Genomic DNA, 25516 nt, shown 5'->3' on the forward strand with positions numbered 1-25516 from the left:
AAAGTGATCAATGAAATCAGACGTTAAACGCGTCATTGCGAGGAGCTCTTGCGACGAAGCAATCCAGGGCCACGCATGAAGCCCCTGGATTGCTTCGCTTCTCAGTCGGCGCTGCGCGCCGCCCTCGGCTCGCAATGACGACAAGACCCCTATTTTGCTCTGTGCTTTTTTCGGTCAGACTCTGAGGCGCGCGAGCGGAGCGAGGGCCTCGAAGGATGCGGCCACGAACGCGGGCGCGCCGAACGGCACGGCTGCACCAGACCTCAGCGCAGCTATGCCAGCAGCCATCCTTCGAGACGCCCGGCTTCGCGCTACAGCGCTTCGCCGGACTCCTCAGGATGAGGGCGCGTAGCCACTAATCGCAGACTAATCGCAATTGATCATCCACGGAATCCCGAAGCGGTCGACGCACATGCCGAAGCGCTTGGCCCAGAAGGTCTGTGCGATCGGCAGCTTGATGACGCCGCCATCGGCCAATGCTGCGAACACCTGCTCGGCGCGGGCCGGCTCTTCGACCTGCAATGACACCGAGAACCCGGCCGGCTTGCCCGAACTGCCAGGCGGTGCGTCGGAGGCCATCAGCACCTCGCCGTCGATCGACATCCGGGCGTGCATGATCTTCTTCACCCAGTCCGCCGGCACCTGCTCGGCCGCCGGGGTGCCCTCATGGGTCAGCATCGCCTCGATCTCGCCGCCGAGCACGCGGGCGTAATAGTTGAAAGCTTCCTCGCAATTGCCGTCGTAGAACAGATAGGGATTGACCTGCATCGTAAGTCTCCTGGGATCGATCGGGCGGATTGGACATTCGGACAGACCCGGCGCGAGGCCGCGGTGGCGACGGCGCTATGCTAACCGCCATGCTAGCAGAGTGCCCGATCGTTGCAGCAGTTCCGCGGCCGGCTGTGCAATATCGATCAGCCAACACGTCGATGGCGCCGCGGCGCCGTGCAGGCCTTAGCGCATCTCCCGCCGCTGCAATTATGTCGGTTCGGTGATGCAACTTGAAGCCGCACCACGCGTATGTATTAATACTAGTGTCGGAGAGCGTATATTCCCTTGATCGACTCGCGTCGCGTTTGGCAGGAGTCCCCGATGGCGGGGCAATCAAGAATCGTGAATTCACGTGTGAGGGGCGGCCCACCGCTCCCCGGAAGGATCCCATGGGCTCGGTGAATCAGTCACCCAACGAGTTCCTCGCGGCGCTGCCGCTCGACGCCTTCGAACTGCTGATGCCTTATTTGCGCACGGTTGAGCTGAAACTCGGCGCGGTGCTGGTGGAAGCCGGCACGCCGCTGACCCAGGTGTACTTCCCGCATTGCGGCATCATTTCCAAGATCATCAGCTTCGCCGACGGCGAGAAGATCGACGTGGCGATGATCGGCCGCGAAGGCGTGTTCGGCGGTGCGAGCATGCTGGCCGGCGCGGTCTCCTCGATGGGCGGCGTGGTGCGATTTCCCGGCCGGGCCTCGATCATCTACGCCGCGCATTTCCACAAGGTGCTGCAGCGCAGCCCGGCGTTGCGCGCGGCCTTGCAGCACGCGCAGCGCGCCCAGGCGATGCAATCCGAACAGATCGCCGCCTGCAACGCCTCGCACGGCGTTGAGGCCAGGCTGTGCTGGCGGTTGCTGCTGGCGCGGGATCTGGCGCGCAGCGACGTGCTGCAACTGACCCAGGACGGCCTCGCCCATATGCTCGGCGTGCAGCGCAACAGCGTCTCGGCGGTGGCGATCACGCTGCAGCGCGCCGGCATCCTGCGCTACAGCCGCGGCCTGCTGACGATCATCGACCCCGCCGGGCTGAGGCTCCGCGCCTGCGAATGCCATCAGATGATCAAGGCGCGCAGCGAACAGTTCAGCGTCGCCGACGCGCTGTGAGGCCGCGCCGGGCGGGCCACGCGGCGGCGTGCGCTAACCGATCGCGATGCCGCCGCCGATGGTGCGGTTGAGCACCTGGGTGGTCTTCTCGATGCGTTCGGCGGCGGAATTTAGCGCCGCCACCACCGCGGTCTCCACCACCTTCGCCGCGGCGCCGCCCTGGCGCAGCGCGTCGCGCTCCTGCTCCAGCGCAACGATGCGACCTTGCGCGTCGAGCAATTCGTCGGCCACCGTCAGCGCCGCCATCACGATCAGCCGGGCGTCGCCGATCTCGCCGAATTTTCCCCGCAAGCCGACGATGCGCGAGGCGAGATCGTCGGCCAGCCGGATCAGCCGCTCCTCCTGGCCCTCCTCGCAGGCCATGCGGTATTGCCGGCCGTTGATGGTGACATTGACGTGGCTGGTGGCCTCGCTCATGCGGAATCCTCGGCATCGAGCACCGAACGGATGGTGCCGATCGCGGCATCGAGCTTCTCGGCGATCTCGCGATTGGCGCGTTCCAGCTTGCGCGAGCGCACCAGCGAGCCGTCGAGCTCATCGGCCAGCCGCGAGCGGTCGATGCCGAGCGCGTGAATCCGCGATGCCAGTTCGTCCTCGTCGCGGTCGGCCTCGCTACGCCGCTCGGCGGCGCTTTCCAGCGCGTCGAGCGCGGCCTGCAACCGCCGCGTCGCCGCGGCAATGTCCGACGACAACGTCTGAGCCAGGGAACCTGTTGGACGATCGATCATCGCGGCGCGCGCCTTCCTCCGAAAGCCTGACAAAAGCGGCGTCTGAGCAAGCCTTTACGGGGTTAAATTTACGCAGCAACGCAGCCAAGCGCAACGTCATGGCAAAACTATGCACCGTAAAGCGGCAAATCTGCTGGTATCGGGCGGCGCGAGCGCGCTTCTCCCGCAAGGCGGAATGAGCAGTGCGGGCATTTGGACTTGAACCGATGCAGATGCTATTCAGCTGCTGGTCGACGCTTAGCTGACCAACAGCTGTTCCAGACCCATGTTGCAGACTTGTCCCCGACTTGTCTTTCAGAATTGGCCCGGCCGCACCATCTGATGCGATGGCAGCCGGTCGGTACGGCGGGCCGCAACGTTCATGATCCTCTCATTCAGGCGGTAGTTCTCATGACGCAGGTCGATTCCTCCCGTATGGCCAATGCAATCCGCGCGCTCGCGATGGACGCCGTGGAAAAGGCGAAGTCCGGCCACCCCGGATTACCGATGGGCGCCGCCGACATCGCCACCGTGCTGTTCACCCAGTTCCTGAAATTCGACGCCGAGGACCCGCGCTGGCCGGATCGCGACCGCTTCATCCTGTCCGCCGGGCACGGCTCGATGCTGCTCTACGCGCTGTTCTATCTGATCGGCAACGAGGACGTGACGCTCGACCAGATCAAGAACTTCCGCCAGCTCGATTCCAAGACCCCGGGCCATCCGGAGAACTTCATCACCGCCGGCGTCGAGACCACCACCGGCCCGCTCGGCCAGGGCGTGGCGTCGTCGGTCGGCACGGCATTGGCCGAACGGCTGTTGGCGGCGGAATTCGGCGACGACATCGTCGACCACTATACCTACGTGCTGTGCTCCGACGGCGACCTGATGGAAGGCGTCAGCCATGAGGCGATCGCGCTCGCCGGCCATCTCAAACTGTCGAAGCTGATCTTCCTTTACGACGACAACGGCATCTCGATCGACGGCCCGCTGACCTTGTCCGACAGCGTCGACCAGGTCGCCCGCTTCAAGGCGCACGGCTGGAACGCGGTACATGTCGACGGCCACGACCAGAAGGCGATCGCCGCGGCGATCACCCAGGCGCAGAGTTCGGACCGGCCGACCCTGATCGCCTGCAAGACCACGATCGGATTCGGCGCGCCGACCAAAGCCGGCACCTCGAAGGCCCATGGCGAGGCGCTCGGGCCTGAGGAACTGGCCGGCGCCAAGAAGGCGCTGGGCTGGAATTACGGCCCGTTCGAAATTCCCGAGGACGTGCTGCACGCCTGGCGCAATGTCGGCCGCGAGGGCGCCAGCGCCCACGCCGACTGGCGGCAGCGCTTCGAGGCGATGGAGGAGACCAAGCGCAGCGAGTTCCAGCGCCGGGTGGTCGACCGCAAGCGCCCGGCGGTGCTCGGCGACACCATCCGCGCGTTGAAGGACAGGCTGGTCGCCGAGCCGCAGACCATCGCCACCCGCAAGGCCAGCGAATTGGTGCTGGAGGCGGTCGAGCCGATCATGCCGGAACTGCTGCTCGGCTCGGCCGATCTGACGCCGTCCAACAACACCAGGATCAAGTCCGCCAAGGACGTCAAGCCGGGGGATTTCTCCGGCCGCTACATTCATTACGGCATTCGCGAAATGGGCATGGCGGCGGCAATGAACGGCCTCTCCGCGCATGGCGGCTTCGCGCCGGCCGGCGGCACCTTCATGTGCTTCACCGACTATGCCCGGCCGTCGATGCGGATCGCCGCGCTGTCGCATACCCCGGTAGTCTACATCATGACCCACGACTCGATCGGGCTCGGCGAAGACGGCCCGACCCACCAGCCGGTGGAGCATCTGGCGAGCCTGCGGGCGATGCCGAATCTGCGGCTGTTCCGCCCGGCCGATCCGGTGGAGACAGCGGAATGCTGGCAGCTGGCGCTGGAATACAGCACCGGGCCGACCGTGCTGGCACTGTCGCGGCAGAACCTGCAACCCGTTCGCACCACCGCCCATCCGGACAATCGGTGCGCGCAGGGCGCCTATGAGCTGGTCGCCGCCAAAGGCACGGCCGAGGTGTCGCTGTTCGCCTCCGGCTCCGAGGTGGAGATCGCGGTCGCGGCACAAAAGCAATTGGCCGAGCGCGGCATCCCGACCCGGGTGGTCTCGGTGCCCTCGCTCGACCTCCTGCTGCTACAGCCGGACGAGGTCCGCCACGGCATCATCGGCGAGGCGAGGGCCAAGGTCGCGGTCGAAGCCGCGGTGCGGTTTGGCTGGGACGCGGTGATCGGGCCGGACGGCGGCTTCGTCGGCATGAGTTCGTTCGGCGCCAGCGCCCCGGCCAAGGACCTCTACAAGCATTTCGGCATCACCGCCGAGGCCGTGGTGGCCGCCGCCACCGCCCGGCTGCAGCGGAACTAACGCCGCGATCCGAGAAAGCGGGCCGGAAAATAACCCTTACAACATTGACGCATTGCCAGCAGCCGTCATTCAGGGCATGAAACCGACCCATCAGCTATCACAAACAACAACGTCTTTAGTCTTGCCCTTGAGGAGAAGTTGAATGGCAGTTCGGGTCGCGATCAATGGATTTGGCCGCATCGGTCGCAATGTGCTGCGGGCAATTTATGAGTCCGGCCGCGACGACATCGAGGTCGTCGCCATCAACGACCTCGGCCCGGTCGAGACCAACGCGCATCTGCTGCGCTTCGATTCGGTGCACGGCCGTTTCCCCGGCACCGTAACCGTCGAGGGCGACACCATCGACATCGGCCGCGGCAAGATCAAGGTCTGCGCCGTCAAGGATCCGGCGACGCTGCCCTGGAAGGAACTCGACGTCGACATCGCGCTGGAATGCACCGGCATCTTCACCGCGCGCGACAAGGCGGCGCTGCATCTGACCGCGGGCGCCAAGCGGGTGCTGGTCTCGGCGCCCTCGGACGGCGCCGACCTCACCGTGGTATTCGGCGTCAACCATGACAAGCTGAGCCGCGACCACCTGGTGGTCTCCAACGGCTCCTGCACCACCAACTGCCTGGCCCCGGTGGTCAAGGTGCTGAACGACCTGGTCGGCATCGAGACCGGCTTCATGACCACGATCCACGCCTATACCGGCGATCAGCCGACGCTGGACACCATGCACAAGGATCTCTACCGCGGCCGGGCTGCTGCGATGTCGATGATCCCGACCTCGACCGGCGCCGCCAAGGCGATCGGCCTGGTGCTGCCGGAGCTGAAGGGCAAGCTCGACGGCGTGGCGATCCGGGTGCCGACCCCCAACGTCTCGGTGGTCGACCTCAAGATCATCGCGCAGCGCGCCACCACCAAGGACGAGATCAACGACGCCATGAAGCGCGCCGCCGAGCAGCAGCTCAAGGGCATCCTCGGCTACACCAACGCGCCCAACGTCTCGATCGACTTCAACCACGATCCGCACTCGTCCACCTTCCACATGGACCAGACCAAGGTGCAGAACGGCACCTCGGTGCGGGTGATGTCCTGGTACGACAATGAGTGGGGCTTCTCCAACCGCATGGCCGACACCGCCGTGGCGATCGGCAAGCTGATCTAACAAGATAGCGGTGACGCCGACGGACCCTTGCAGCGAGGATCATGGCCGACGCGACTGACAACGCACCAAAGTTCGAGGAGCTGGCCGGCCTGGTGAAGGCCAGCTTCCCCGAGCTACGCTGTCTTCGTTGCGGTCATGATCAGTTCTATCTCGATGATCAGGGCGGAATCGATGGGATGCGGCTCCTCCACAGCATCTTCAACGATCCGCTCCGGCCTGTGGTGACCTTGGCTTGCACCCGCTGCGGCCATATTGAACAACATCTGACGGGACTTTTGCGCCAAGCTACCAAGCCCATTCCAAAGGATTGACGTCGTGGCTGAAATTCTGCCGTTTCCGACCAGCGGCGGCGGTCAGTCCGGTGGAGATGGCCCGGAGGATCCCATGCTCGAACAGCGCGTCGGAAAACTGGAAGATATGTTCGGCCGGATCGAGCAGCGTTTGGCCGGCATCGAAGCCGAACTGAAACATTTGCCGAAAGCCGCGGACTACAGTTCAATTCACGCCGACGTGGCAGAGGTGAAGGGTCGTCTAACCGGCATCGACGCACGGTTCTCGAGCCTGCCCACCACCTGGACACTTCTCGCCATCACCTTCACCACCTGGGGCATCGGCTCCGGTATCCTCATCTTCGCACTGAATGTACTCAGAAAATGAAAAAATCATTCCTCACCCTCGATGACGCCGACGTGAAGGGCAAACGCGTGCTGCTGCGCGTCGATATCAACGTGCCGATGGAAAACGGCGCCGTGAGCGACACCACGCGGCTCGACCGCATCGCGCCCACCATCCTGGAAATCGCCGACAAGGGCGGCAAGGTGATCCTGCTGGCGCATTTCGGCCGGCCGAAAGGCGTCGACCCCAAGGAGTCTCTCCGCCCGGTCGCGGCCGCGCTCGCCGAGGTGATCAAGCGCCCGGTCGGCTTCGCCGACGACTGCATCGGCGAGGTCGCGGCGCAGGCGATCGCCAAGCTGCAGGACGGCGACATCCTGTGCCTGGAGAACACCCGCTTCCATAAGGGCGAGGAAAAGAACGACCCGGAATTTGTCGACGAACTGGCCAAGCTCGGCGACCTCTGGGTCAACGACGCGTTTTCCGCCGCGCACCGCGCCCATGCCTCGACCGAGGGCGTCGGCCACAAGCTGCCGGCCTATGCTGGGCGCACCATGCAGCTCGAGATCGACGCGCTGAACAAGGCGCTGGAAGCGCCGAAGCGCCCGGTGATCGCCATCGTCGGCGGCGCCAAGGTGTCGAGCAAGATCGACCTGTTGGAAAACCTGGTCGCCAAGGTCGACGCGCTGGTGATCGGCGGCGGCATGGCCAACACCTTCCTGCACGCCCAGGGCGTCAATGTCGGCAAGTCGTTGTGCGAAAAGGAGCTGGCGCCCACCGCGCTGCGCATCATCGCCAAGGCCGAGGCCGCCAATTGCGCGATCATCCTGCCGGTCGACGCCACCGTGGCCTATCACTTCGCTCCCAACGCGCCGGCCTTCGCCTATGGCCTCGACTCGATCCCAGCGGACGGCATGATCCTTGACGTCGGCCCGCGCTCGGTGGCGCGGATCAACGCCGCGATCGACGACGCCGCCACCCTGGTCTGGAACGGCCCGGTCGGCGCCTTCGAACTGCATCCGTTCGACGCCGGCACCGTGGCCGCAGCCCAGCACGCCGCGGCCCGCACCAAGGCGCACAAGCTGGTGTCGGTGGCCGGCGGCGGCGATACCGTGGCGGCGCTGAACCAGGCCGGCGTCGCCGCCGACTTCACCTACATTTCGACCGCCGGCGGCGCCTTCCTGGAATGGATGGAGGGCAAGCCGTTGCCCGGCGTCGAAGTGCTGCGGCCGAAATAGGCCGCGCCAAAGCGCCGCGCTTGAAGCGAGACGCTCCCGGGAGTATGTTACATGTAACACTTCCGGGAGACGCGCCATGGACGACAGCGCCAAGTCGGCGGAGGCTGCCAAGCGCAGCGACGCCGCCAAGCGGGTCCGCAAGCACCGCGACAAGATGAAGGCGATGGGTCTGAAGCCGGTGACGCTGTGGGTCCCCGACGTCCATTCGCCGGCGTTCAAGGCAGACATCAAGCGGCAATGCCTGAGACTGAACGCCGATCCGCATGAGCAAGAGATTCTCGCGGAACTGGAGCACTGGTTCGATCCTGAAGGTTGGACGTGACCAGAGGCGATATCGTCCTTGTCGTGATGCAGGGAGACTTTGGCAAACCGAGGCCGGCCGTCATCATTCAATCGGACGCCTTCGCAGAGATCCCGTCGCTTGCCGTGCTGCCTTTGACAACGGAATTGCGCGACGTGCCCGCGGTTCGAATCCCCATAGAGCCGGACCCAAGCAACGGGCTGATGCAGCGGTCACAGGTGATGGTCGACAAGATCACCGCGGTAGCGCTGCGGCGGGTCTCGCGCCGGATCGGCCATCTCGATGACTCCGACATGACCCTGGTCAATCGCGCGCTTGCGATTTTCCTGGGTTTCGTCTGACATCCGTCGCATTTTCGGCCATGACAAGCCCCAGGAGACACCGATGAATCTCACTGACCTCAACAAGGTGGCGAAAGCCATGGTGCAGCCCGGCAAGGGGCTGCTGGCGGCCGACGAATCCGGCGGCACCATCAAGAAGCGGTTCGACGCCATCGGCGTCACCTCGACCGAACAATCCCGCCGCGACTACCGTGAGATGCTGTTCCGCGCCAAGGACGCGATGGCGCAGTCGATCTCCGGAGTGATCCTGTATGACGAGACGATCTGGCAGGACGGCAAGGACGGCACCCCGCTGATCAAGCTGATCGAGCAGTCCGGCGCGATCCCCGGCATCAAGGTCGACGAGGGCACCCAGGGGCTGCCGAACTGCCCCGGCGAGACCATTACGCTCGGGCTCGACAAGCTCGCCGAGCGGCTGGCGAAATATTACAAGCAGGGCGCGCGGTTCGCGAAATGGCGCGCGGTGATCGACATCGGGCAGAATGCGTCGGGGCAGGCGATCCCGAGCTATGCCGCGATCCACACCAACGCCCACGCGCTGGCGCGCTATGCCGCGTTGTGCCAGGCCGCGCAGATCGTGCCGATCGTCGAGCCGGAGGTGCTGATGGACGGCGACCACGACATCGATCGCTGCTATGAGGTGACGCAATTCGTGCTCAAGGAAACCTTCCAGGAGCTGTATCTGCAGAAAGTCGCGCTGGAAGGCATGATCCTGAAACCGAACATGGCGGTGGCCGGCAAGAAATCCGCCAAACAGGCCGCAATCGACGAAGTCGCCGAAAAGACCGTGCGGCTGTTGAAGGCCTGCGTGCCGGCCGCGGTGCCGGGCATCGCGTTTCTGTCCGGCGGGCAATCGGATGAGGACGCCACCGCGCATCTCGACGCCATCAATAAGATCGGCGGCCTGCCCTGGCCGGTGACCTTCTCCTATGGCCGCGCCCTGCAGGCGGCGCCGCAACAGGCGTGGTCCGGCAAGCCCGAGAACGTCGCCGCCGGCCAGCAGGCCTTCGCCCATCGCGCCCGGATGAATTCGCTCGCCAGCCAAGGCCGGTGGACCCCCGAGCTTGAACAGAAAAAGGCTGCTTGATCCCCGATGGCCGCCAAACCAGCCCCACCCCCGCCGGCTCCGCGGCTGTATCTTGCCACCCCCATGGTCGAGGATGCCGCGGCGCTCGCGGCCAGCCTGCCCGGGCTGATCTCAGCCCACGACGTCGCCGCGGTGCTGCTGCGGCTGAAGCTGACCGATCAGCGCGGCATGATCTCGCGCGCCAAGGCGTTGGCGCAGCCGGTGCAGACCGCCGGCGCGGCGCTGCTGCTCGACGGCCATCCCGAACTGGTGGCGCGCGCCGGCGCCGACGGCGCGCATCTCGACGGCGTCGCGGCGATGCAGGAGCATCTCTCCGAACTGCAGCCCGACCGCATCGGCGGGGTCGGCGGCTTGCGCACGCGCCATGATTCGATGCTGGCGGGCGAAGCCGGCGCCGATTACGTGCTGTTCGGCGAGTCCGACGCCGACGGCCAGCGGCCAGCGCCGGACGCCATCGCCGAGCGGCTGCAATGGTGGGCCGAACTGTTCGAGCCGCCCTGTGTCGGCTACGCCGCCTCACTCGCAGAAGCGCGGGAGTTCGCCGCCGCCGGCGCCGATTTCGTGCTGGTCGGCGATGTGATCTGGGACGATCCGCGCGGCGCCAATGCCGCGCTCGGCGACGCCCGCGCCGCGATCGCGCAAGGCTATCAGGCATTGCTGGTGCAACTCGCGGGACCCGCCAAGGTCGGCCAGCAATGAGGATGAAGACGGCGCTGCCGGCGATCGCGACGCTGCTCGGCTGTGCGCTGCTGGCGCAGCCGGCGCCGGCGCAAATCTCGTTGTCGCCGCCGGCGCCGATTCCGGCCGCGCCGCAGAACCGGCCGGCGCAGCCCAGACCGGCGCCGGCGAAACCCGCCGCAAAGCCGCTCGCGCCGCCGAAGCCGAAGCCGGACGCCAGCAAGCCGAAACCTGGCGCCGCAACGGCCAAGAAACCCGGCGACAAACCCGCCGAGCCGGCGCCGCCGCCCGAGCCGATCGATGAATCCCGCGTCGATCTGGTGTTCGGCGCCTATCAGCGCGGCCACTACAAGACCGCGTTCGACCTCGCCACCCGCCGCGCCGAGGACTACAGCGACCCTAAGGCGATGACCATGCTGGGCGAGCTCTACTCCGCCGGCCTCGGGGTCAAGCGCGACTATCCCAAGGCCGCGGAATGGTATCAACGCGCCGCCGAACTCGGCGACCGCGAAGCGATGTTCGCGCTGGCGATGCTGCGGCTGTCCGGCCGCGGCGGCCCCGCCAACCGCGAGGACGCGGCGCGCTGGCTCGCCTCCTCGGCCAAGCTCGGCAATCCGAAGGCGGCCTATAATCTGGCGCTGCTTTATCTCGACGGCCAGACCTTCCCGCAGGACACCCGCCGCGCCGCCGAATTGCTGCGGCTGGCCGCCGACGCCGGCAATCCGGAGGCGCAATACGCGCTGGCGACGTTCTACAAGGAAGGCACCGGGGTCGAGAAGAACGTCGAACAGGCGGTGCGGCTGCTGCAGGCGGCGGCGCTGGCCGGCAATATCGACGCCGAGGTCGAATATGCCATCGCGCTCTACAACGGCACCGGCACGCCGAAGAACGAGGCCGCCGCGGTGGCGCTTTTGCGCAAGGCAGCCCGGCAGAACAATCCGATCGCGCAGAACCGCCTGGCCCGGGTGCTGGTGACCGGCAATGGCCCGCCGGAAGACCGCCTGGAAGGCCTGAAATGGCACGTGATTTCGAAAACCGCCGGCAAGGGCGACCTGATGCTCGACGAGGCTTTGGCCCAGCTCAACGCCGAGGATCGCGCCAAGGTCGACGGCGCGGCGCGCAAATGGCTCGGCGCCAAGTGATGCGCCCTTGACGTCGCCCCCCCGGCAGGGCAATCCCCACCCCTTCCTTTTCCCAAGAGACCTGACGCTCAGGTCGTTCGGACCGAGATCATGCTGCATTCCGCCCTCATGAACGTCATGGTCAAGGCCGCGCGCCGCGCCGGCCGCAGCCTCAAACGCGATCTCGGCGAGGTCGAGAACCTTCAGGTGTCGATGAAGGGGCCGGCGAATTTCGTCACCCTCGCCGACAAGCGCGCCGAGGAGATGCTGTACAGCGACCTCACCAAGGCGCGGCCCGGCTACGGCTTTCTCGGCGAGGAAGGCGGCATCCGCGAAGGCACCGACAAGAGCCACACTTGGATCGTCGACCCGCTCGACGGCACCACCAACTTCCTGCACGGCATTCCGCAATTCGCGATCTCGATTGCGCTGCAGCGCGACGACCAGATCATCGCCGGGCTGATCTATAACCCCGCCAACGACGAGCTCTACATGGCCGAGCGCGGCGGCGGCGCCTTCCTCAACGACCAGCGGCTGCGGGTTGCCGGCCGCCGCCAGCTCAACGAATGCGTGATCGCCTGCGGCCTGCCGCATATCGGCCGCGGCGACTTTCCGTTGGCCCTGAAAGAGATGGGCGCGTTGCAGCCCAAGGTCGCAGGCTTTCGCCGCTTCGGCGCGGCGTCGCTCGACATGGCGGCGGTCGCCGCCGGCCGCTTCGACGGCTATTGGGAGCGCAACCTGTCGGCCTGGGATATCGCGGCCGGCATCGTCATGGTGAAGGAGGCCGGCGGCACCGTCGGCGAAATCGACGGCGGCGATCTCTTGAAGACCGGCAACGTGGTCTGCGGCAACGAATTCGTCCACGGCGAACTGACCCGCATCCTGCGGCCGCTGAAGTAATCACCCGCCTCCCTGCGCGCCTCTGCGCCCCTTCCGTTGCGGGAGGGCGATGGCCTATGGTTCTCCGACTGATCCGCGCACCCGCATTTCAGCGGGTCGTCCCTGCGCAGGCAGGGACCCATACGGCGCGGAGCCGCGTTGTTGCACGGTGGCAAAGGCCGCTTGTTCGCCGCCGGCGCCAGGGGGTATGGGTTCCTGCGTGCGCAGGGACGACTCGCGGGGAGGCGATGCTCAACAATGGCAGCGCGCAGCGCTTGGCTTGGCCAGCCCGATAACTCAGCCGCCCGCTATTTCGTCGGCGTGGCGCAGCCGGGCGACCATTGCGCGATCGGCTCCTCCAGCGGCTCGGCGCGGTCCTCCAGCGGAAACTCGGCCTTGACCCGGTCGATCTCGCGCAGCGCCGCCGAGCCCGCCACCGCGGTCAGGCTGATCTCGTCGAACAATAGCGCCATCTCGGCGAACACGCTGCGGTCGCTTTCGTTCTCGTTGAGATGATCGAGCTCCGACAACAGCGTGACGATCGCGGCGATCCGTTCGCGCTGGCCGCGCACCCGGGTGAGCAGCCGCTTCGACAGCCGCCGCGCTTCCATGCTGAGAAAGCGGTCGAACGCCGAGGACAGCATCTCCCGGCAGTGGCCGTCCATATTGGTGCCCTGGATCACGATCCGCATCCGCTCGACCAGTTCGAGCGAGTCGCCGTCGGCACTTGGGTCGGCCATCGCAAATCCCCCTCGCGGGTCGACCCGACCGCTGCCGCAAACGCGCGGCCGCTGGGGTCAGAGCGCCCTGGCGGTCCGTTGAGCCTCGGCGACGCTATTGATGAACGTCGAGCCGGGCTTGGCGTAGAGAAACCCGTTGGCGACCGGGACCGGATAGATCGCGGTCAGCGCCGCGGCGCCCTCGGCGACGCTGCGCTTGCCGTCGATCACGTCGCGATACAGCTTGGCCACTTCGACCATGTCGCACTGCTGCGGCGACAGCCGCAGCGAGCGCACCCCTGCCTCGGTGAGATCGTCGATTTCGCCGAGCACGCTGGTGCAGGCATAGGACAGCGTCTGCACGCCGTTCATCGCCAGGAACGGCTCGTTGTCGAGCGTGAACACCGCAAGCCCGTCCGGATCCTGTTCGCAGACGAACTTGCAATTGTCCTTCGACAGCTTGTTGAGCCGAGCGTGATAGCAGCGCGCCGAAATCGCCAGCGGCGCGCGGCCGAAGCCGAACACCTCGAAGGTGACGTCAGGCAAGGCCGCGGCGATGGTGCGGATCGCGCTCAGCGGCAATTCCGGCGGCAGACAGATCCGCTTGGCGCCGTGCGAGGCGAAATACTTCGCGGTGGCCTCGTTGTAGATGTTGACGAACGGCCCGATGGCGTGCGGCCGGTCGCCCAGCATGCCGAGGCAGGACAGGTCGTTGACCTCCATGGTCAGCTCGGGCGCCGCGGCGAGTTCCGCCATCGCGTTGCGCTCGCGGGTCAGCGACATCAAGGTCAGCGACCCCATCACCACGTCCTTGCCGCAGGATGCCAGACGCTCGACCACCGCCGGGATATGCTCGGCGATGAACGGCGCACGCTTCGAGCAGACGATCTCGCCGACCACCACGGTGTCGATCGGGGCTTCCTCGGCGATGCGGAAGTAGAAATCGCGCCACGCCTCGGGCTTCCAGTTGTAAAGCACAGGTCCCAGTGTGAGCTTCATCTCCGGCCCCGCTTTGTGTTGCTCTGCTTCGCCCATCGCCGTGATCGCCAGTTCTCGTGTCGCCAGTTCTTGCTCGGCGGCCGTCACGGCCGCCGCATGATGATCGCCAGTCTTCAGCGCCAGGTCTTCTTGTAGGCGCCGACCGTGGTCGACTGGCCTTCGCTGAGCCCGCGCAACGCATCGCTCGGAATCGGCAGGCCCTCGTCGAGCGCGGAGAGCGCCTGACGGAAGGTGCGCACCACCCGCTCGATATAGGCGCGGCCGCGCTGGCGGCCCTCGATCTTCAGCGCCGACACCCCGGCCTTCTTCAGCTCCGGCAGCATCGTGGTGGCGTCGAGGCTGGAGGGATCCTCGAACAGATAGCCGGCGCCCTCGGAGGTCTGGTAGCGGCCCTTGCACAGCGTCGGATAGGCCGCGGCCTCGCCATTGGCGAATTTGTTGATGGTGAACTCGCCGAGCCGCGACACCAGCATGCCGTTCTCTTCGCGGTACTGGATGTGACTGGCCGGCGAACACACCCCGTCCATGTTCGGCGACTTGCCGGTGGCGTAGGACGACAGCGAGCAGCGCCCCTCTTCCATCACGCACAGCCCGCCGAAGATGAACACTTCGGTCTCGCACTTCACCGCCTTGGCGATCGCGGCGATCTCCGGCACGCTGAGCACCCGCGGCAGCACCACGCGCTTGGCATTGAAGCGGTCGACGTAAAACTGGATGGCGTCGGGATTGGCGGCGGCGGCCTGCACCGAGACGTGCAGCCGCTGCTGCGGATGGGCCCGCGCCACATATTCCATCACGCCCACATCGGCGACGATCAAGGCGTCGGCCTTGGCGTCGACCGCGTCGTCGACCGCGCGCTGCCACAGCTCGAAACCGCCGGCGCGCGCGAAGGTGTTGATCGCGACCAGCACCGTGGCGCCCGCGTCATGGGCATGGGCGATGGATTCGGCCATTTCCACGCGGCTGAAATTCAGCCCCGGGAAATTCCGCGCGTTGGTCTCGTCGCTGAAGCCGCAATAGATCGCGTCGGCGCCCGCCGCCACCGCATCACGCAGAGCCGACGGAGTGCCCGCCGGGCAAATCAATTCCATGGATTATCCTCCGCTTCCGGCGCCCATCTCGTGGCGAAGCGACGAGGAGCCGACGATGCTCCGCAGCAGCCGTTCGATCGGCGCTGCGAGCGGCCCGAGCCAGACCACCGATTCAGACAGAAAATCGACGCGGGAATCGTCGATTGCATTGCGCAGCGCCACCACCGCCTCCATGTCGCCGTCGACATGGATGTCGCGCGAAAAAAACAGCGCGTCGCCGTCATAGGAGCCGTCGGTCATGCCGATCAGCGCCGACAGCGGCCCGGCGATGCGGGCGTCGAGATTGGACGGCAGGTTGCGCACCGCGGTGATTCGCGGGTTCATTCGCCGCGGCTCCAGCACGAAGGAAATCGGCAAGTCGGTGGGATCGAGCCCGTACCGCTTGCTGGTGTGCGAACCGAGACGATCGAAAATGCGGGGATGCCGTGAACGGATTTCGCCGAGGCAGATGTTCAGCAACACCTGCAATGGCAACAGCGGCAGGACGCGCGCCGCCAGCGCAAGCGGCACTGGCATCCTTGTGACGGAAGAATTGGATACCGACATGGGCCACCTTTGAATGATCTCGTTACCATTGCCGGGGAAGGAAGTTCTTTGCGCAGGATCAAAGACAGCACCTGGGCTGCGTGCTGACCAGTGCTGTCCCACGGAGAACACATGCTGAACCGCGTTAAACCGCCCTTCCCGGACTTACGCGCGTTCATGGCGTATCTTGAGTCCCGCGGTCAATTGGTCAAAATCCGCAGACCCGTGTCGGTGGTGCATGATCTCACCGAAATCCACCGCCGCGTGCTGGCCGAGAACGGCCCGGCGCTGTTGATCGAACACCCGATCAAGGCCGACGGCACGCCGTCCGAGATGCCGATCCTGGTCAACCTGTTCGGCACCGTGGAACGGGTCGCCTGCGGATTCGGCATTACCCCGGACAAATTGGGCGAACTCGGCGAGGCCTTGGCCGAAATGCGCGCCCCGGTGCCGCCGCAGAGCCTGTCCGACGCGCTCAGCAAATTGCCGATGGCCCGCGCCGCGCTGGCGATGCGGCCGAAGACCGCCAAAACCGCCGCCGTGCAAAGTGTGATCTGGCGCGGCGATGAGATCGACCTCGGCCGGCTGCCGGTGCAGATTCCGTGGCCGAACGAGCCCGCGCCGTTGATCACCTGGGGGCTGGTGTTCACCAAGCCGCCGGAGGACGACGGCGGCGCCGACAATGTCGGGGTCTACCGGATGCAGGTGCTCGGCCGCGACCGCCTGATCATGCGCTGGCTGGCGCATCGCGGCGGCGCCAAGCATCACCACCAATGGCAGAAGCAGGGTCGCGACATGCCGGTGGCGATCGTGATCGGCGCCGACCCGGCGATGATTCTCGCAGCCGTGCTGCCGCTGCCGGAAGACCTCTCCGAAATCAAATTCTCCGGGCTGTTGCGCGGCGAGCGCCCGGTGCTGACGCCCTGCGTCAGCGTGCCGCTGCAAGTGCCGGCCGACGCCGAGATCGTCATCGAGGGCATCGTCTCGGCCACCGAGACTGCGCCGGAGGGGCCTTACGGCGACCACACCGGCTATTACAATTCGGTCGAGCAGTTTCCGGTGCTGACCGTCACCGCGATCACCACCCGCAAGGACCCGGTTTATCTGTCGACCTATACCGGGCGGCCGCCGGACGAGCCGTCGCGGCTCGGCGAGGCCTTCAACGACATCTTCCTGCCGGTGGCGAAGCGGCAGTTTCCGGAAATCGTCGACCTCTGGTTGCCGCCGGAGGCTTGCTCCTACCGCATCGCGGTGGCTTCGATCAAAAAGCGCTACCCCGGCCAGGCGCGCCGGCTGATGATGGGGCTGTGGTCGATGCTGCCGCAGTTCAGCTATACCAAGCTTCTGATCATCGTCGACGACGACATCAATGTGCGTGACTGGGCCGACGTGATGTGGGCGGTGTCGACCCGCTCAGACACCTCGCGCGACATGGTGTCGATCACCGACACCCCGATCGACTATCTCGACTTCGCCTCGCCGAAATCCGGGCTCGGCGGCAAGCTCGGCATCGACGCCACCAACAAGATCGGCGCCGAGACGCAGCGCGAATGGGGCGAGGTGCTGACCATGGACAAAGCGGTGGTGGCGCGGGTCGACGCGATGTGGTCGTCGCTCGGGCTCGGCCCCGCGGCGGCGCCGGCGCTGCGCCGAATCGCGCGATGAGCATCCCGCGCGTCATCGTCGGCATCAGCGGCGCCTCGGGCGCCGCGGTCGGCATCCGCATCGTCGAACTTTTGGCTTCGACCGGCGCGTGCGAGATCCATCTCGTCGTCACCCGCGCGGCGCAGCGCACCATCGCCCATGAGGTCGGCGCCAGCGCGCTGGCGCGCACCGCCGACTTGGTCGACCGCCACCACGACATCGACGAGATCGGCGCCTCGATCGCGTCGGGCTCGTTCCGCACTGCCGGGATGATCGTGGCGCCGTGCTCGATCCGCTCGCTGTCGGCAATCGCCACCGGCAATCTCGACACGCTGTTGACCCGCGCCGCCGACGTGCAATTGAAAGAGCGCCGCAAGCTGATCCTGCTGGTGCGGGAAAGCCCGCTGCATCTCGGCCATCTGCGTTCGATGGCGGCCGTCACCGAATATGGCGCGATCGTCGCGCCGCTGGCGCCGGCGTTCTACCAGCGGCCGCAATCTTTAAGCGAAATGATCGACCACATGGCGCTGCGCGCCATCGGGCTTCTGGGCCTCGACGAGCTCAGCGCCGCGCCGCCGGAATGGAGCGACGACACCCCGCCGACCTGCCCGTAGCGGCGCGGTGTGCCGGGCGGTGGGAGCGTCGCGCTGTTTCGCTGCGCTGACCAACCGCTCACCGCGTTGCTCTTTTTTCGTCGGGTGGCCCCCGCAGATAGGAATATGTCATTCTGGGGCGCGAGGGCGGAAGCCCGAGCGAACCCGGAATCTCGCTGCGGGTGCAATGCCGCCGCGCAAGAGAGTCGGCGTGCGTTGCGAGATTCCGGGTTCGCTCGCAGCAAAGCTGCTCGCGCCCCGGAATGACTGGTCATTGTTGGTCGACGCGCTCTGCGCCTGATTCACGCAGCTGATGCGTATAATCGACGATGCGCGAAACGGCGCGCGTGCCCGCCTTTTGTGATTTCCCACCGCCCCCCGCTGCGACTGTGTCAGCCCCTCTCTGCACAAGGTCCCCCTGCCGATGAACGCTTCCACCGCGCGCCCCGCCGCCTTCGTGATGCTGTCCACCGCGCATGGATCGATGCTGGTCAACCGCTTCGACTACCGGCTGACGCCGGGCGGCGGTTTCGGTGTCGGCTATCAACTGCTGACCCGCTCGGCGTTCGATCCGGACGAGGTCAACATCGCGCGGCAATTGCTGCTGACCCGGCGCAAGCACTTCGGCGACGGCGTGGTGGCGATCGATTGCGGCGCCAATATCGGCGTCCACAGCATCGAATGGGCGGCGCTGATGCACGGCTGGGGCGAGGTGATCGCGATCGAGGCGCAGGAACGGGTGTTCTATGCGTTGGCCGGCAATATCACGCTGAACAATTGCCTGAATGCGCGGGCGCTGTGGGCAGCGGTCGGCGCCAAGGACGGTCACATCCGGGTGCCGAAACCGAACTACCTGGTGCCGTCGAGCTTCGGCAGCCTGGAGATCCGCAAGCGCGAAACCACCGAATATATCGGCCAGGAGATCGACTATTCCGACACCGCGACGGTCGAAACCAAGATGCTGTGCATCGACGGCCTAGCGCTGCCGCGGCTCGATTTCATCAAGATCGACATCGAAGGCATGGAGATCGAGGCGCTGACCGGCGCCGAAGCCTCGCTACGCCAGTTCCGGCCGCAACTGATGATCGAGAAGATCAAATCCAACGAAACCGAATTGCGCGATTTCGTCGGCGGGCTCGGCTATCAGGTGTTTCCGATGGGGCTCAATCTGCTGGCGATCCACGGCTCGGACCCGGCGATCGGGCAGATCAATTGCGGGTAGCCGCGGTCGCGATTGCGACGACGAGCAAATGATCTGATCGCGGCGATGCGCTTCATCAGTTGAAAGGCGTCATTCCGGGGCGCGAGGGCGAAAGCCCGAGCGAACCCGGAATCCTGCTGCAGGCGCAGTCGGCGCGCGCGCGACAGGTGCGCGTTGTGTTGCGAGATTCCGGGTTCGCTCGCAGCTAAAGCTGCTCGCGCCCCGGAATGACGCCTCGTTTCTGATTGGGCGTAACAGTCAGACCGTTTCCACCAAATCGATCGCACTCAGGCGGCGCGAGGCGCTACCCCGCTCAATGCACGCCAGTAAAGAACCGTGCGACGCGGAAGCCGGACAGCCAAGTGGCGACCGGCTGGCTGCGGACGCCGGGGTCCCAGGAGCCTACCACCGAATCGACGCGACCGACCAGATTGTCGAGCGGCAGCAGCCCGACGCCGCCCTGGCTCACCGGCACCCGGCTGTCGGCGGAATTGTCGCGGTTGTCGCCCATCACGAACAGCCGGCCCGCCGGCACGGTGATCTCCGGCGTGTTGTCGAGCCGGCCGTTGTCGAACAGCTTGAACACCGGATGCGCGACGCCGCCGGGCAGCGTCTCGACATAGCGCCGTGCCGGCTCGGTGCCGCCATTGTCGTCCTCGGCCGCGCCGATGCCGTCGGCCTTGATCGACGCGGCGACGCCGTTGATCCAGACTTGGCCTTCGCGCAATTGAATGCGGTCGCCGGGCAGCCCGATGACGCGCTTGACCCAGACCTGGGCGCGGTCGCCCGGCCAGCGAAACACGACGACGTCGCCGCGCGAAGGCGTCGCGCCGAACAGCCGTCCGGTCTGCGGCACCGGGACGTGAATCGGCAGCGAGGCCGAGGAATAGCCATAGGGAAATTTCGACGCCAATAGCGCGTCGCCGATCAACAGCGTCGGCTCCATCGAGGCCGACGGCACGTAGAACGGCTCGGCGATCGCGCCCTTGGCGAGAAGCACCACCGCGACCACCGCGGCGAGCTGCACCAGCTGCGACGACCAGCGCCGCGCCGTCGCCATCATCGGATGGCTTTGCAGGGGGTGTTGCTGGAGCATGGTGTTCTCCGAAATCCGCGATCGACTTTTCGGGATCATGCTCATGAGCCGGTGCCGCCGACGGTGATACGGTCCATCCGCAGCGTCGGCTGGCCGACACCGACCGGCACGCCCTGGCCGTTCTTGCCGCAGGTGCCGATGCCGGAGTCGAGCTGCACGTCGTTGCCGATCATCGAGATGCGATGCAGGTCGGTCGGACCATTGCCGATCAGCATCGCGCCTTTCAGCGGCGCACCGAGCTTGCCGTTTTCGATTCGGTAGGCCTCGGTGCATTGGAAGACGTATTTGCCCGAGGTGATATCGACCTGGCCGCCGCCGAAATTCGCCGCATAGATGCCGTGCTTCACCGAGGCAAGAATTTCCGCCGGATCGCGCGCGCCTTCGGTCATGTAGGTGTTGGTCATCCGCGGCATCGGCAGATGCGCGTAGCTTTCGCGGCGGCCGTTGCCGGTGGGCGCCATGCTCATCAGCCGGGCGTTCTGGCGGTCCTGCATGTAGCCGACCAGGATGCCGTCCTCGATCAGCACGGTGCGGCTGGTCGGCGTGCCCTCGTCGTCGATCGACAATGAACCGCGGCGCGCCGCAATGGTGCCGTCATCGACCACGGTGACGCCTTTGGCCGCGACCTGCTGGCCCATCAGGCCGGCAAACGCCGAGGTCTGCTTGCGGTTGAAATCGCCCTCCAGGCCATGGCCGACCGCCTCGTGCAGCATCACGCCGGGCCAGCCGGGGCCGAGCACCACGTCCATCTCGCCGGCCGGCGCCGGCACCGATTCGAGATTGACCAAAGCTTCGCGGATCGCGCCGTCGGCGGCGTCGCGCCAGGCCTTGGTCTCGATGAAGCAAGCATAGCCCTCGCGGCCGCCATAGCCCTTGCTGCCGCTCTCCTGGCGGTCGCCCTGGCCGGCGACCACAGAGACGTTGACCCGCACCAAAGGGCGGATGTCGCGATAGCTCTCGCCGTCCGGGCGTAAAATCTCCACCACCTGCCAGGAGGCGCCGAGCGACACCGAAACCTGCCGCACCCGCGGGTCCTTTTCGCGCACATAGGCGTCGATCTCGGCCAACAGCTTGACCTTGGCCTCGAAGCCCGGGGCTTCCAGCGGATTGTCGTCGCCATAGAGCCGCACATTGCTGTGCGCCGGCGCCGCCGCCAGATTGCCGCTATAGCCACCGCGCACCGCGGCCACCGCGTCGGCGGCGCGGATCAGCGCCTTCAGCGACATGTCGGAAGCGTGGGCATAGCCGACCGCGTCGTCCTTCACCGCGCGCAGGCCAAAACCCTGGGCGGTGTCGTAGGTCGCCTGTTTCAGCCGGCCGTTGTCGAACATCAGGGCTTCGGACTGGCGATATTCCAGGAACAACTCGCCGTCGTCGGCGCCCTTCAGGCCGCGGGCGATTTCCCCGCGCACGGCGTCGCGGTCGAGCTTAGCGCGGTCGAGAAGCGAGGTGGACGTGGAATCGGTCATGGGCGCTGTTCCCTTGGGTCTGGCTCCCAAGATAGGTGTTGTGCGAGCGTTCCGCGAGGGGCCACCAAGAGGCGGCATCGGGCCATGACCCGATTTCCGCGTCATCCTGAGGGCCCGGCGAAGCGCGGAGCGCGAAGCCGGGCGTCTCGAAGGACGGGCTGCGGGCGGACCGCGCGATCCACTTGCCTCGCGGCGTCATCCTTCGAGGCCCTCGCGTTGCTCGGGCGCCTCAGGATGACGAGTCAGAGCGCGCTGCGAATGGGTCCAGAGCGGTACAGCCGCTACGGCAGCTTGTCGTAGCCCTCGCCGATCCCGTTCAGGCTGAGCGGGAAGCCGATGCCTTCTTCCGGGGTCTCGAAGATGATGAAGGTCGCGGTCTTGGCGGTGCGCAGCTGGCCGAGCAATTTGTCGTCCATCACCACTTCGGCAACGCAGCCGTTCGGCAGGCAGCGCACGAAGCCGGCGCGGCCGACATCGGCGTTGTCGAGCTTCAGCCCCAACCCGGAGGGCAGCAGCACGCCGAGCGGGGCCACCACCCGCATCAGCTTGCTCTTCTGATCCGCCGTCTTCAGGATGATCACTGTGAGGCCGGCGTTCGAACGGTCCTCAGCTACCACGCTCTGGATCAGTGCGCATTGCTCGGATTGCGCGCCGGGTGGGGTGTCGCAGCGAATCTGCCAGTCGCCATGCACCGAGCGCACCGCGCCCTGCGCCTGCGCCGCGGCCCCCGCACCGAACCCGGCAAGCGCCAGACCGAGCAAGGCCGCGATCAGCCAGCGCCGCCGCGGCGCCGCGCGCTGACGGATTTCCTGGCGCTCATCCTGGCGCTGCAATTTCGAAAGGCCCATCAGGGTCGATCCCATGGCATGACGATCCGGTCAATGGACTGATACGGCGGACTGATACGGCAAACACGGCGCCACCAAGGCACCGCATTGCCTGGCCGCGCCGCGAATCAGGCGGCAGCGGCAAGCTCGGCCAGTGCCTACAACGGGCGGCGCGCCTGTCAAGCATGGTTCACACATCGGCGTACCGACCGCGGCCGCGCCGGGCATCGCGACGCAGCCCTGCACAAACCTCGGCGATCCTACGCCGAAAGTCCAATCCTGCATTGCGAGGGGGCGGAAATTATGGTTTGAGAAAAGGAATAAGAAGCGTTCGCATATCAAAGTTCGCCGATTTGTGAGCGCCTACGCAACTCTCGCGGTTCAGCGAGATTGAAGAAGTGATCACAGGGAGTGCGCGCGACATGAAGATGTCGAGAGGCCGGATCGGCCGGCTGTCGTTCAGTCTGGTTATCGCAGCGATTGCAATTTCGGCCGGTGGCGTGGCGTTCGCCGGGTTGGGCCAGCCCTCCCCCTGGGAAATCCGACTGCAGGACTCCGCCACCCCGGTGATGGACAACATCATCTGGTTCCACAATTTCCTGCTCTGGCTGATCATCGGCATCACGCTGTTCGTGCTGGCGCTGCTGGTCACCGTGGTGGTCCGGTTCAACGCCAAGGCGCATCCGGTGCCGTCGAAAACCACCCACCACACTTTGATCGAGGTGGCCTGGACCATCATCCCGGTGCTGATCCTGGTCGCGGTGGCGGTGCCGTCGTTCCGGCTGCTGTTTCAGGAATTGGAGATTCCGAAAGCCGACCTCACCATCAAGGCCACCGGCAACCAGTGGAACTGGGCGTTCTCCTACCCCGACGACAAGATCGACTTCACCTCGATCATGCTGACCGACGAGGAACGCTCCAAGATCACGCCGACCCCGCCGCGGCTGCTCGCAGTCGACAATGAGGTGGTGGTGCCGGTCAACAAGGTGGTGCGGGTGCAGACCACCGCCAACGACGTGATCCACTCCTTCGCGATTCCCGCCTTCGGCATCAAGATCGACGCCATCCCCGGCCGGCTCAACGAGACCTGGTTCAAGGCGACCAAGCAAGGCAAGTTCTACGGCCAGTGCTCCGAACTGTGCGGCAAGGACCACGCCTTCATGCCGATCGTGATCAACGTCGTCAGCGACGAGGACTACGCCAGCTGGAAGAAGAAACAGCTCGCCGCCAGCGCCGGCAACTCCTCGCTGGCCTCCGCAGGCGCAGCCGCGCAATGAGCCACGCCGCAACGCCCGAACCGCACGATTCGAACGACCGCAAGGCAGGATAACAAAAATGGTAATGGAAGCCGCACGGGTTGCTCACGACGAACACATTCCCGATCACCACGCCCACGCGCATCCGACCGGCTGGCGGCGCTACGTCTATTCCACCAACCACAAAGACATCGGCACCATGTACCTGATCTTCGCGATCATCGCCGGCCTGATCGGCGGCGCGATGTCGATCGCGATCCGCGTCGAGCTGATGTATCCCGGGGTGCAGATCTTCCACGAAAGCCACACCTACAACGTGTTCGTCACCTCGCACGGCCTGATCATGATCTTCTTCATGGTGATGCCGGCGATGATCGGCGGCTTCGGCAACTGGTTCGTGCCGTTGATGATCGGCGCGCCGGACATGGCGTTTCCGCGGATGAACAACGTGTCGTTCTGGCTGCTGCCGGCGTCTTTCGCGCTGCTACTCACCTCGACCTTCGTCGAGGGCGAGCCGTCGTCGAACGGCGTCGGCGCCGGCTGGACGATGTACGCACCGCTGTCGACCTCCGGCCATCCCGGGCCGGCGGTCGATTTCGCGATCCTGGCGCTGCATCTCGCCGGCGCCTCGTCGATCCTCGGCGCGATCAATTTCATCACGACCATCTTCAACATGCGCGCGCCGGGCATGACGCTGCACAAGATGCCGCTGTTCGTGTGGTCGATCCTGGTCACCGTGTTCCTGCTGCTGCTGGCGCTGCCGGTGCTGGCCGGCGCCATCACCATGCTTTTGACCGACCGCAATTTCGGCACCACCTTCTTCTCGGCGGAAGGCGGCGGCGACCCGGTGCTGTTCCAGCATCTGTTCTGGTTCTTCGGCCATCCGGAAGTCTACATCCTGATCCTGCCGGGCTTCGGCATGATCAGCCAGATCGTCTCGACCTTCTCCAAGAAGCCGGTGTTCGGCTATCTCGGCATGGCCTACGCCATGGTGGCGATCGGCGTTATCGGCTTCGTGGTCTGGGCGCACCACATGTACACGGTGGGCATGTCGAGCGCGACGCAGGCCTATTTCGTCGCCGCCACCATGGTGATCGCGGTGCCGACCGGCGTGAAGATCTTCTCCTGGATCGCCACGATGTGGGGCGGCTCGATCGAATTCAGGACGCCGATGCTGTGGGCAATCGGCTTCATCTTCCTGTTCACGGTCGGCGGCGTCACCGGCGTGGTGCTGGCCAATGCCGGCGTCGACCGCGTGCTGCAAGATACCTACTACGTGGTGGCGCATTTCCACTACGTGCTGTCGCTCGGCGCGGTGTTCGCGATCTTCGCCGGCTGGTACTACTGGTTCCCGAAGATGACCGGCTACATGTACAACGAGACCATTGGCAAGCTGCACTTCTGGGTCACCTTCGTCGGCGTCAATCTGGTGTTCTTCCCGCAGCATTTCTTGGGCCTCGCCGGCATGCCGCGGCGTTACGTCGACTATCCCGACGCCTTCGCCGGCTGGAATTTCGTCTCCTCGATTGGCTCCTACATTTCCGGCTTCGCGGTGCTGATCTTCCTCTACGGCATGGTGCTGGCCTTCATCAAGAAGGAAAAGGCGCCGAACAATCCGTGGGGGCCGGGCGCCACCACGCTGGAATGGACCTTGTCGTCGCCGCCGCCGTTCCATCAGTTCGAGGTGTTGCCGCGGGTGCGCTGA

27 protein-coding genes are annotated in these 25516 nt (G+C 65.8%); 17 read left to right on the plus strand and 10 right to left on the minus strand.

The window, feature by feature from the left end; all coding sequences use genetic code 11:
• Positions 1 to 366 precede the first annotated feature (366 nt).
• Positions 367 to 768, minus strand: a complete 402-nt coding sequence (locus tag VGC77_RS16255; protein ID WP_331172604.1) for a VOC family protein — start codon at positions 766 to 768, stop codon at positions 367 to 369.
• Between the two features lie 392 nt (positions 769 to 1160).
• On the opposite strand from VGC77_RS16255, the gene VGC77_RS16260 reads away from it, so the two are divergent.
• Positions 1161 to 1874, plus strand: coding sequence for a Crp/Fnr family transcriptional regulator (locus tag VGC77_RS16260; RefSeq protein ID WP_331172605.1), 714 nt, complete (start codon positions 1161 to 1163; stop codon positions 1872 to 1874).
• A gap of 33 nt (positions 1875 to 1907) precedes the next feature.
• On the opposite strand, the gene VGC77_RS16265 is transcribed toward VGC77_RS16260, so the two are convergent.
• Both VGC77_RS16265 and VGC77_RS16270 read right to left on the minus strand, forming a co-directional pair.
• Positions 1908 to 2291, minus strand: coding sequence for a cell division protein ZapA (locus VGC77_RS16265; RefSeq protein WP_331172606.1), 384 nt, complete (start codon positions 2289 to 2291; stop codon positions 1908 to 1910).
• Positions 2288 to 2602 carry a DUF4164 domain-containing protein gene (locus tag VGC77_RS16270; RefSeq protein ID WP_331172607.1) on the minus strand — a complete coding sequence of 105 codons (315 nt, stop codon included), beginning with the start codon at positions 2600 to 2602 and terminating at the stop codon, positions 2288 to 2290. Before VGC77_RS16270 ends, VGC77_RS16265 begins: the two co-directional genes overlap by 4 nt.
• Before the next feature lie 390 nt (positions 2603 to 2992).
• On the opposite strand from VGC77_RS16270, the gene tkt reads away from it, so the two are divergent.
• The 11 genes from tkt (at position 2993) to VGC77_RS16325 (ending at position 12412) form a co-directional block, all read left to right on the plus strand.
• Positions 2993 to 4984, plus strand: coding sequence for a transketolase (gene tkt / locus VGC77_RS16275; RefSeq protein ID WP_331172608.1), 1992 nt, complete (start codon positions 2993 to 2995; stop codon positions 4982 to 4984).
• 142 nt (positions 4985 to 5126) lie between these two features.
• Positions 5127 to 6134 (plus strand): type I glyceraldehyde-3-phosphate dehydrogenase, encoded by a 1008-nt coding sequence (gap, locus tag VGC77_RS16280; protein WP_331172609.1) that lies wholly within the window; start codon positions 5127 to 5129, stop codon positions 6132 to 6134.
• Positions 6135 to 6175: 41 nt separating this feature from the next.
• The gene (locus tag VGC77_RS16285) at positions 6176 to 6445 is read left to right on the plus strand and encodes a hypothetical protein (RefSeq protein ID WP_331172610.1); all 270 of its coding nucleotides are present in this window, start codon (positions 6176 to 6178) and stop codon (positions 6443 to 6445) included.
• Between the two features lie 4 nt (positions 6446 to 6449).
• Positions 6450 to 6791, plus strand: a complete 342-nt coding sequence (locus VGC77_RS16290) for a DUF2730 family protein (protein WP_331172611.1) — start codon at positions 6450 to 6452, stop codon at positions 6789 to 6791.
• Positions 6788 to 7984: a phosphoglycerate kinase gene (locus tag VGC77_RS16295; protein ID WP_331172612.1), complete on the plus strand. Its 1197-nt coding sequence runs from the start codon at positions 6788 to 6790 to the stop codon at positions 7982 to 7984. The genes VGC77_RS16290 and VGC77_RS16295 overlap by 4 nt, the downstream gene beginning before the upstream one ends.
• Positions 7985 to 8060: 76 nt before the next feature.
• On the plus strand, positions 8061 to 8306 hold the full coding sequence (locus VGC77_RS16300; protein ID WP_331172613.1) for an antitoxin MazE family protein: 246 nt from the start codon (positions 8061 to 8063) through the stop codon (positions 8304 to 8306).
• Positions 8303 to 8626: a type II toxin-antitoxin system PemK/MazF family toxin gene (locus tag VGC77_RS16305; RefSeq protein ID WP_331172614.1), complete on the plus strand. Its 324-nt coding sequence runs from the start codon at positions 8303 to 8305 to the stop codon at positions 8624 to 8626. Before VGC77_RS16300 ends, VGC77_RS16305 begins: the two co-directional genes overlap by 4 nt.
• A 43-nt stretch (positions 8627 to 8669) precedes the next feature.
• Positions 8670 to 9713, plus strand: a complete 1044-nt coding sequence (locus VGC77_RS16310) for a class I fructose-bisphosphate aldolase (protein WP_331172615.1) — start codon at positions 8670 to 8672, stop codon at positions 9711 to 9713.
• Positions 9714 to 9719: 6 nt separating this feature from the next.
• The gene (locus VGC77_RS16315) at positions 9720 to 10412 is read left to right on the plus strand and encodes a thiamine phosphate synthase (protein ID WP_331172616.1); all 693 of its coding nucleotides are present in this window, start codon (positions 9720 to 9722) and stop codon (positions 10410 to 10412) included.
• 2 nt (positions 10413 to 10414) lie between these two features.
• Entirely contained in the window at positions 10415 to 11533 is a 1119-nt protein-coding gene (locus tag VGC77_RS16320; protein ID WP_331172656.1) for a tetratricopeptide repeat protein, read from the plus strand.
• Between the two features lie 90 nt (positions 11534 to 11623).
• Positions 11624 to 12412: an inositol monophosphatase family protein gene (locus VGC77_RS16325; RefSeq protein ID WP_331172617.1), complete on the plus strand. Its 789-nt coding sequence runs from the start codon at positions 11624 to 11626 to the stop codon at positions 12410 to 12412.
• Between the two features lie 287 nt (positions 12413 to 12699).
• Here the strand turns inward: VGC77_RS16325 and VGC77_RS16330 are convergent, their stop codons facing one another.
• The 4 genes from VGC77_RS16330 to ubiT all read right to left on the minus strand — a co-directional run bounded on the left by VGC77_RS16330 (position 12700) and on the right by ubiT (position 15746).
• Complete coding sequence (locus VGC77_RS16330; protein WP_331172618.1) at positions 12700 to 13131, minus strand: hypothetical protein; 432 nt, start codon at positions 13129 to 13131, stop codon at positions 12700 to 12702.
• A gap of 57 nt (positions 13132 to 13188) precedes the next feature.
• On the minus strand, positions 13189 to 14109 hold the full coding sequence (locus VGC77_RS16335) for a U32 family peptidase (protein ID WP_331172619.1): 921 nt from the start codon (positions 14107 to 14109) through the stop codon (positions 13189 to 13191).
• A 113-nt stretch (positions 14110 to 14222) separates the two neighbouring features.
• Entirely contained in the window at positions 14223 to 15200 is a 978-nt protein-coding gene (ubiU, locus tag VGC77_RS16340; protein WP_331172620.1) for a ubiquinone anaerobic biosynthesis protein UbiU, read from the minus strand.
• A 3-nt stretch (positions 15201 to 15203) separates the two neighbouring features.
• The gene (ubiT, locus tag VGC77_RS16345; RefSeq protein ID WP_331172657.1) at positions 15204 to 15746 is read right to left on the minus strand and encodes a ubiquinone anaerobic biosynthesis accessory factor UbiT; all 543 of its coding nucleotides are present in this window, start codon (positions 15744 to 15746) and stop codon (positions 15204 to 15206) included.
• Between the two features lie 111 nt (positions 15747 to 15857).
• Here ubiT and VGC77_RS16350 point away from each other — a divergent pair, with 111 nt between their 5' ends.
• From VGC77_RS16350 to VGC77_RS16360, 3 genes are all read left to right on the plus strand, one after another.
• Positions 15858 to 17390, plus strand: coding sequence for a UbiD family decarboxylase (locus tag VGC77_RS16350; protein WP_331172621.1), 1533 nt, complete (start codon positions 15858 to 15860; stop codon positions 17388 to 17390).
• On the plus strand, positions 17387 to 17983 hold the full coding sequence (locus VGC77_RS16355) for a UbiX family flavin prenyltransferase (protein ID WP_331172622.1): 597 nt from the start codon (positions 17387 to 17389) through the stop codon (positions 17981 to 17983). Before VGC77_RS16350 ends, VGC77_RS16355 begins: the two co-directional genes overlap by 4 nt.
• 403 nt (positions 17984 to 18386) lie before the next feature.
• Positions 18387 to 19184: an FkbM family methyltransferase gene (locus VGC77_RS16360; protein ID WP_331172623.1), complete on the plus strand. Its 798-nt coding sequence runs from the start codon at positions 18387 to 18389 to the stop codon at positions 19182 to 19184.
• 292 nt (positions 19185 to 19476) lie between these two features.
• Here the strand turns inward: VGC77_RS16360 and lepB are convergent, their stop codons facing one another.
• The 3 genes from lepB to VGC77_RS16375 all read right to left on the minus strand — a co-directional run bounded on the left by lepB (position 19477) and on the right by VGC77_RS16375 (position 22591).
• Complete coding sequence (lepB, locus tag VGC77_RS16365) at positions 19477 to 20259, minus strand: signal peptidase I (protein WP_414709687.1); 783 nt, start codon at positions 20257 to 20259, stop codon at positions 19477 to 19479.
• Positions 20260 to 20300: 41 nt separating this feature from the next.
• Positions 20301 to 21728 (minus strand): metalloprotease TldD, encoded by a 1428-nt coding sequence (gene tldD / locus VGC77_RS16370; protein WP_331172624.1) that lies wholly within the window; start codon positions 21726 to 21728, stop codon positions 20301 to 20303.
• A 281-nt stretch (positions 21729 to 22009) separates the two neighbouring features.
• Positions 22010 to 22591 carry an invasion associated locus B family protein gene (locus tag VGC77_RS16375; protein ID WP_331172625.1) on the minus strand — a complete coding sequence of 194 codons (582 nt, stop codon included), beginning with the start codon at positions 22589 to 22591 and terminating at the stop codon, positions 22010 to 22012.
• A 386-nt stretch (positions 22592 to 22977) separates the two neighbouring features.
• On the opposite strand from VGC77_RS16375, the gene coxB reads away from it, so the two are divergent.
• Both coxB and ctaD read left to right on the plus strand, forming a co-directional pair.
• Positions 22978 to 23832, plus strand: coding sequence for a cytochrome c oxidase subunit II (coxB, locus tag VGC77_RS16380; RefSeq protein WP_331172626.1), 855 nt, complete (start codon positions 22978 to 22980; stop codon positions 23830 to 23832).
• Positions 23833 to 23890: 58 nt separating this feature from the next.
• A complete protein-coding gene (ctaD, locus tag VGC77_RS16385) occupies positions 23891 to 25516 on the plus strand; it encodes a cytochrome c oxidase subunit I (RefSeq protein WP_331172627.1) in 1626 nt (541 codons plus the stop codon).

Source organism: Rhodopseudomonas sp. (assembly GCF_036404135.1).
Classification (GTDB): domain Bacteria; phylum Pseudomonadota; class Alphaproteobacteria; order Rhizobiales; family Xanthobacteraceae; genus Rhodopseudomonas_A.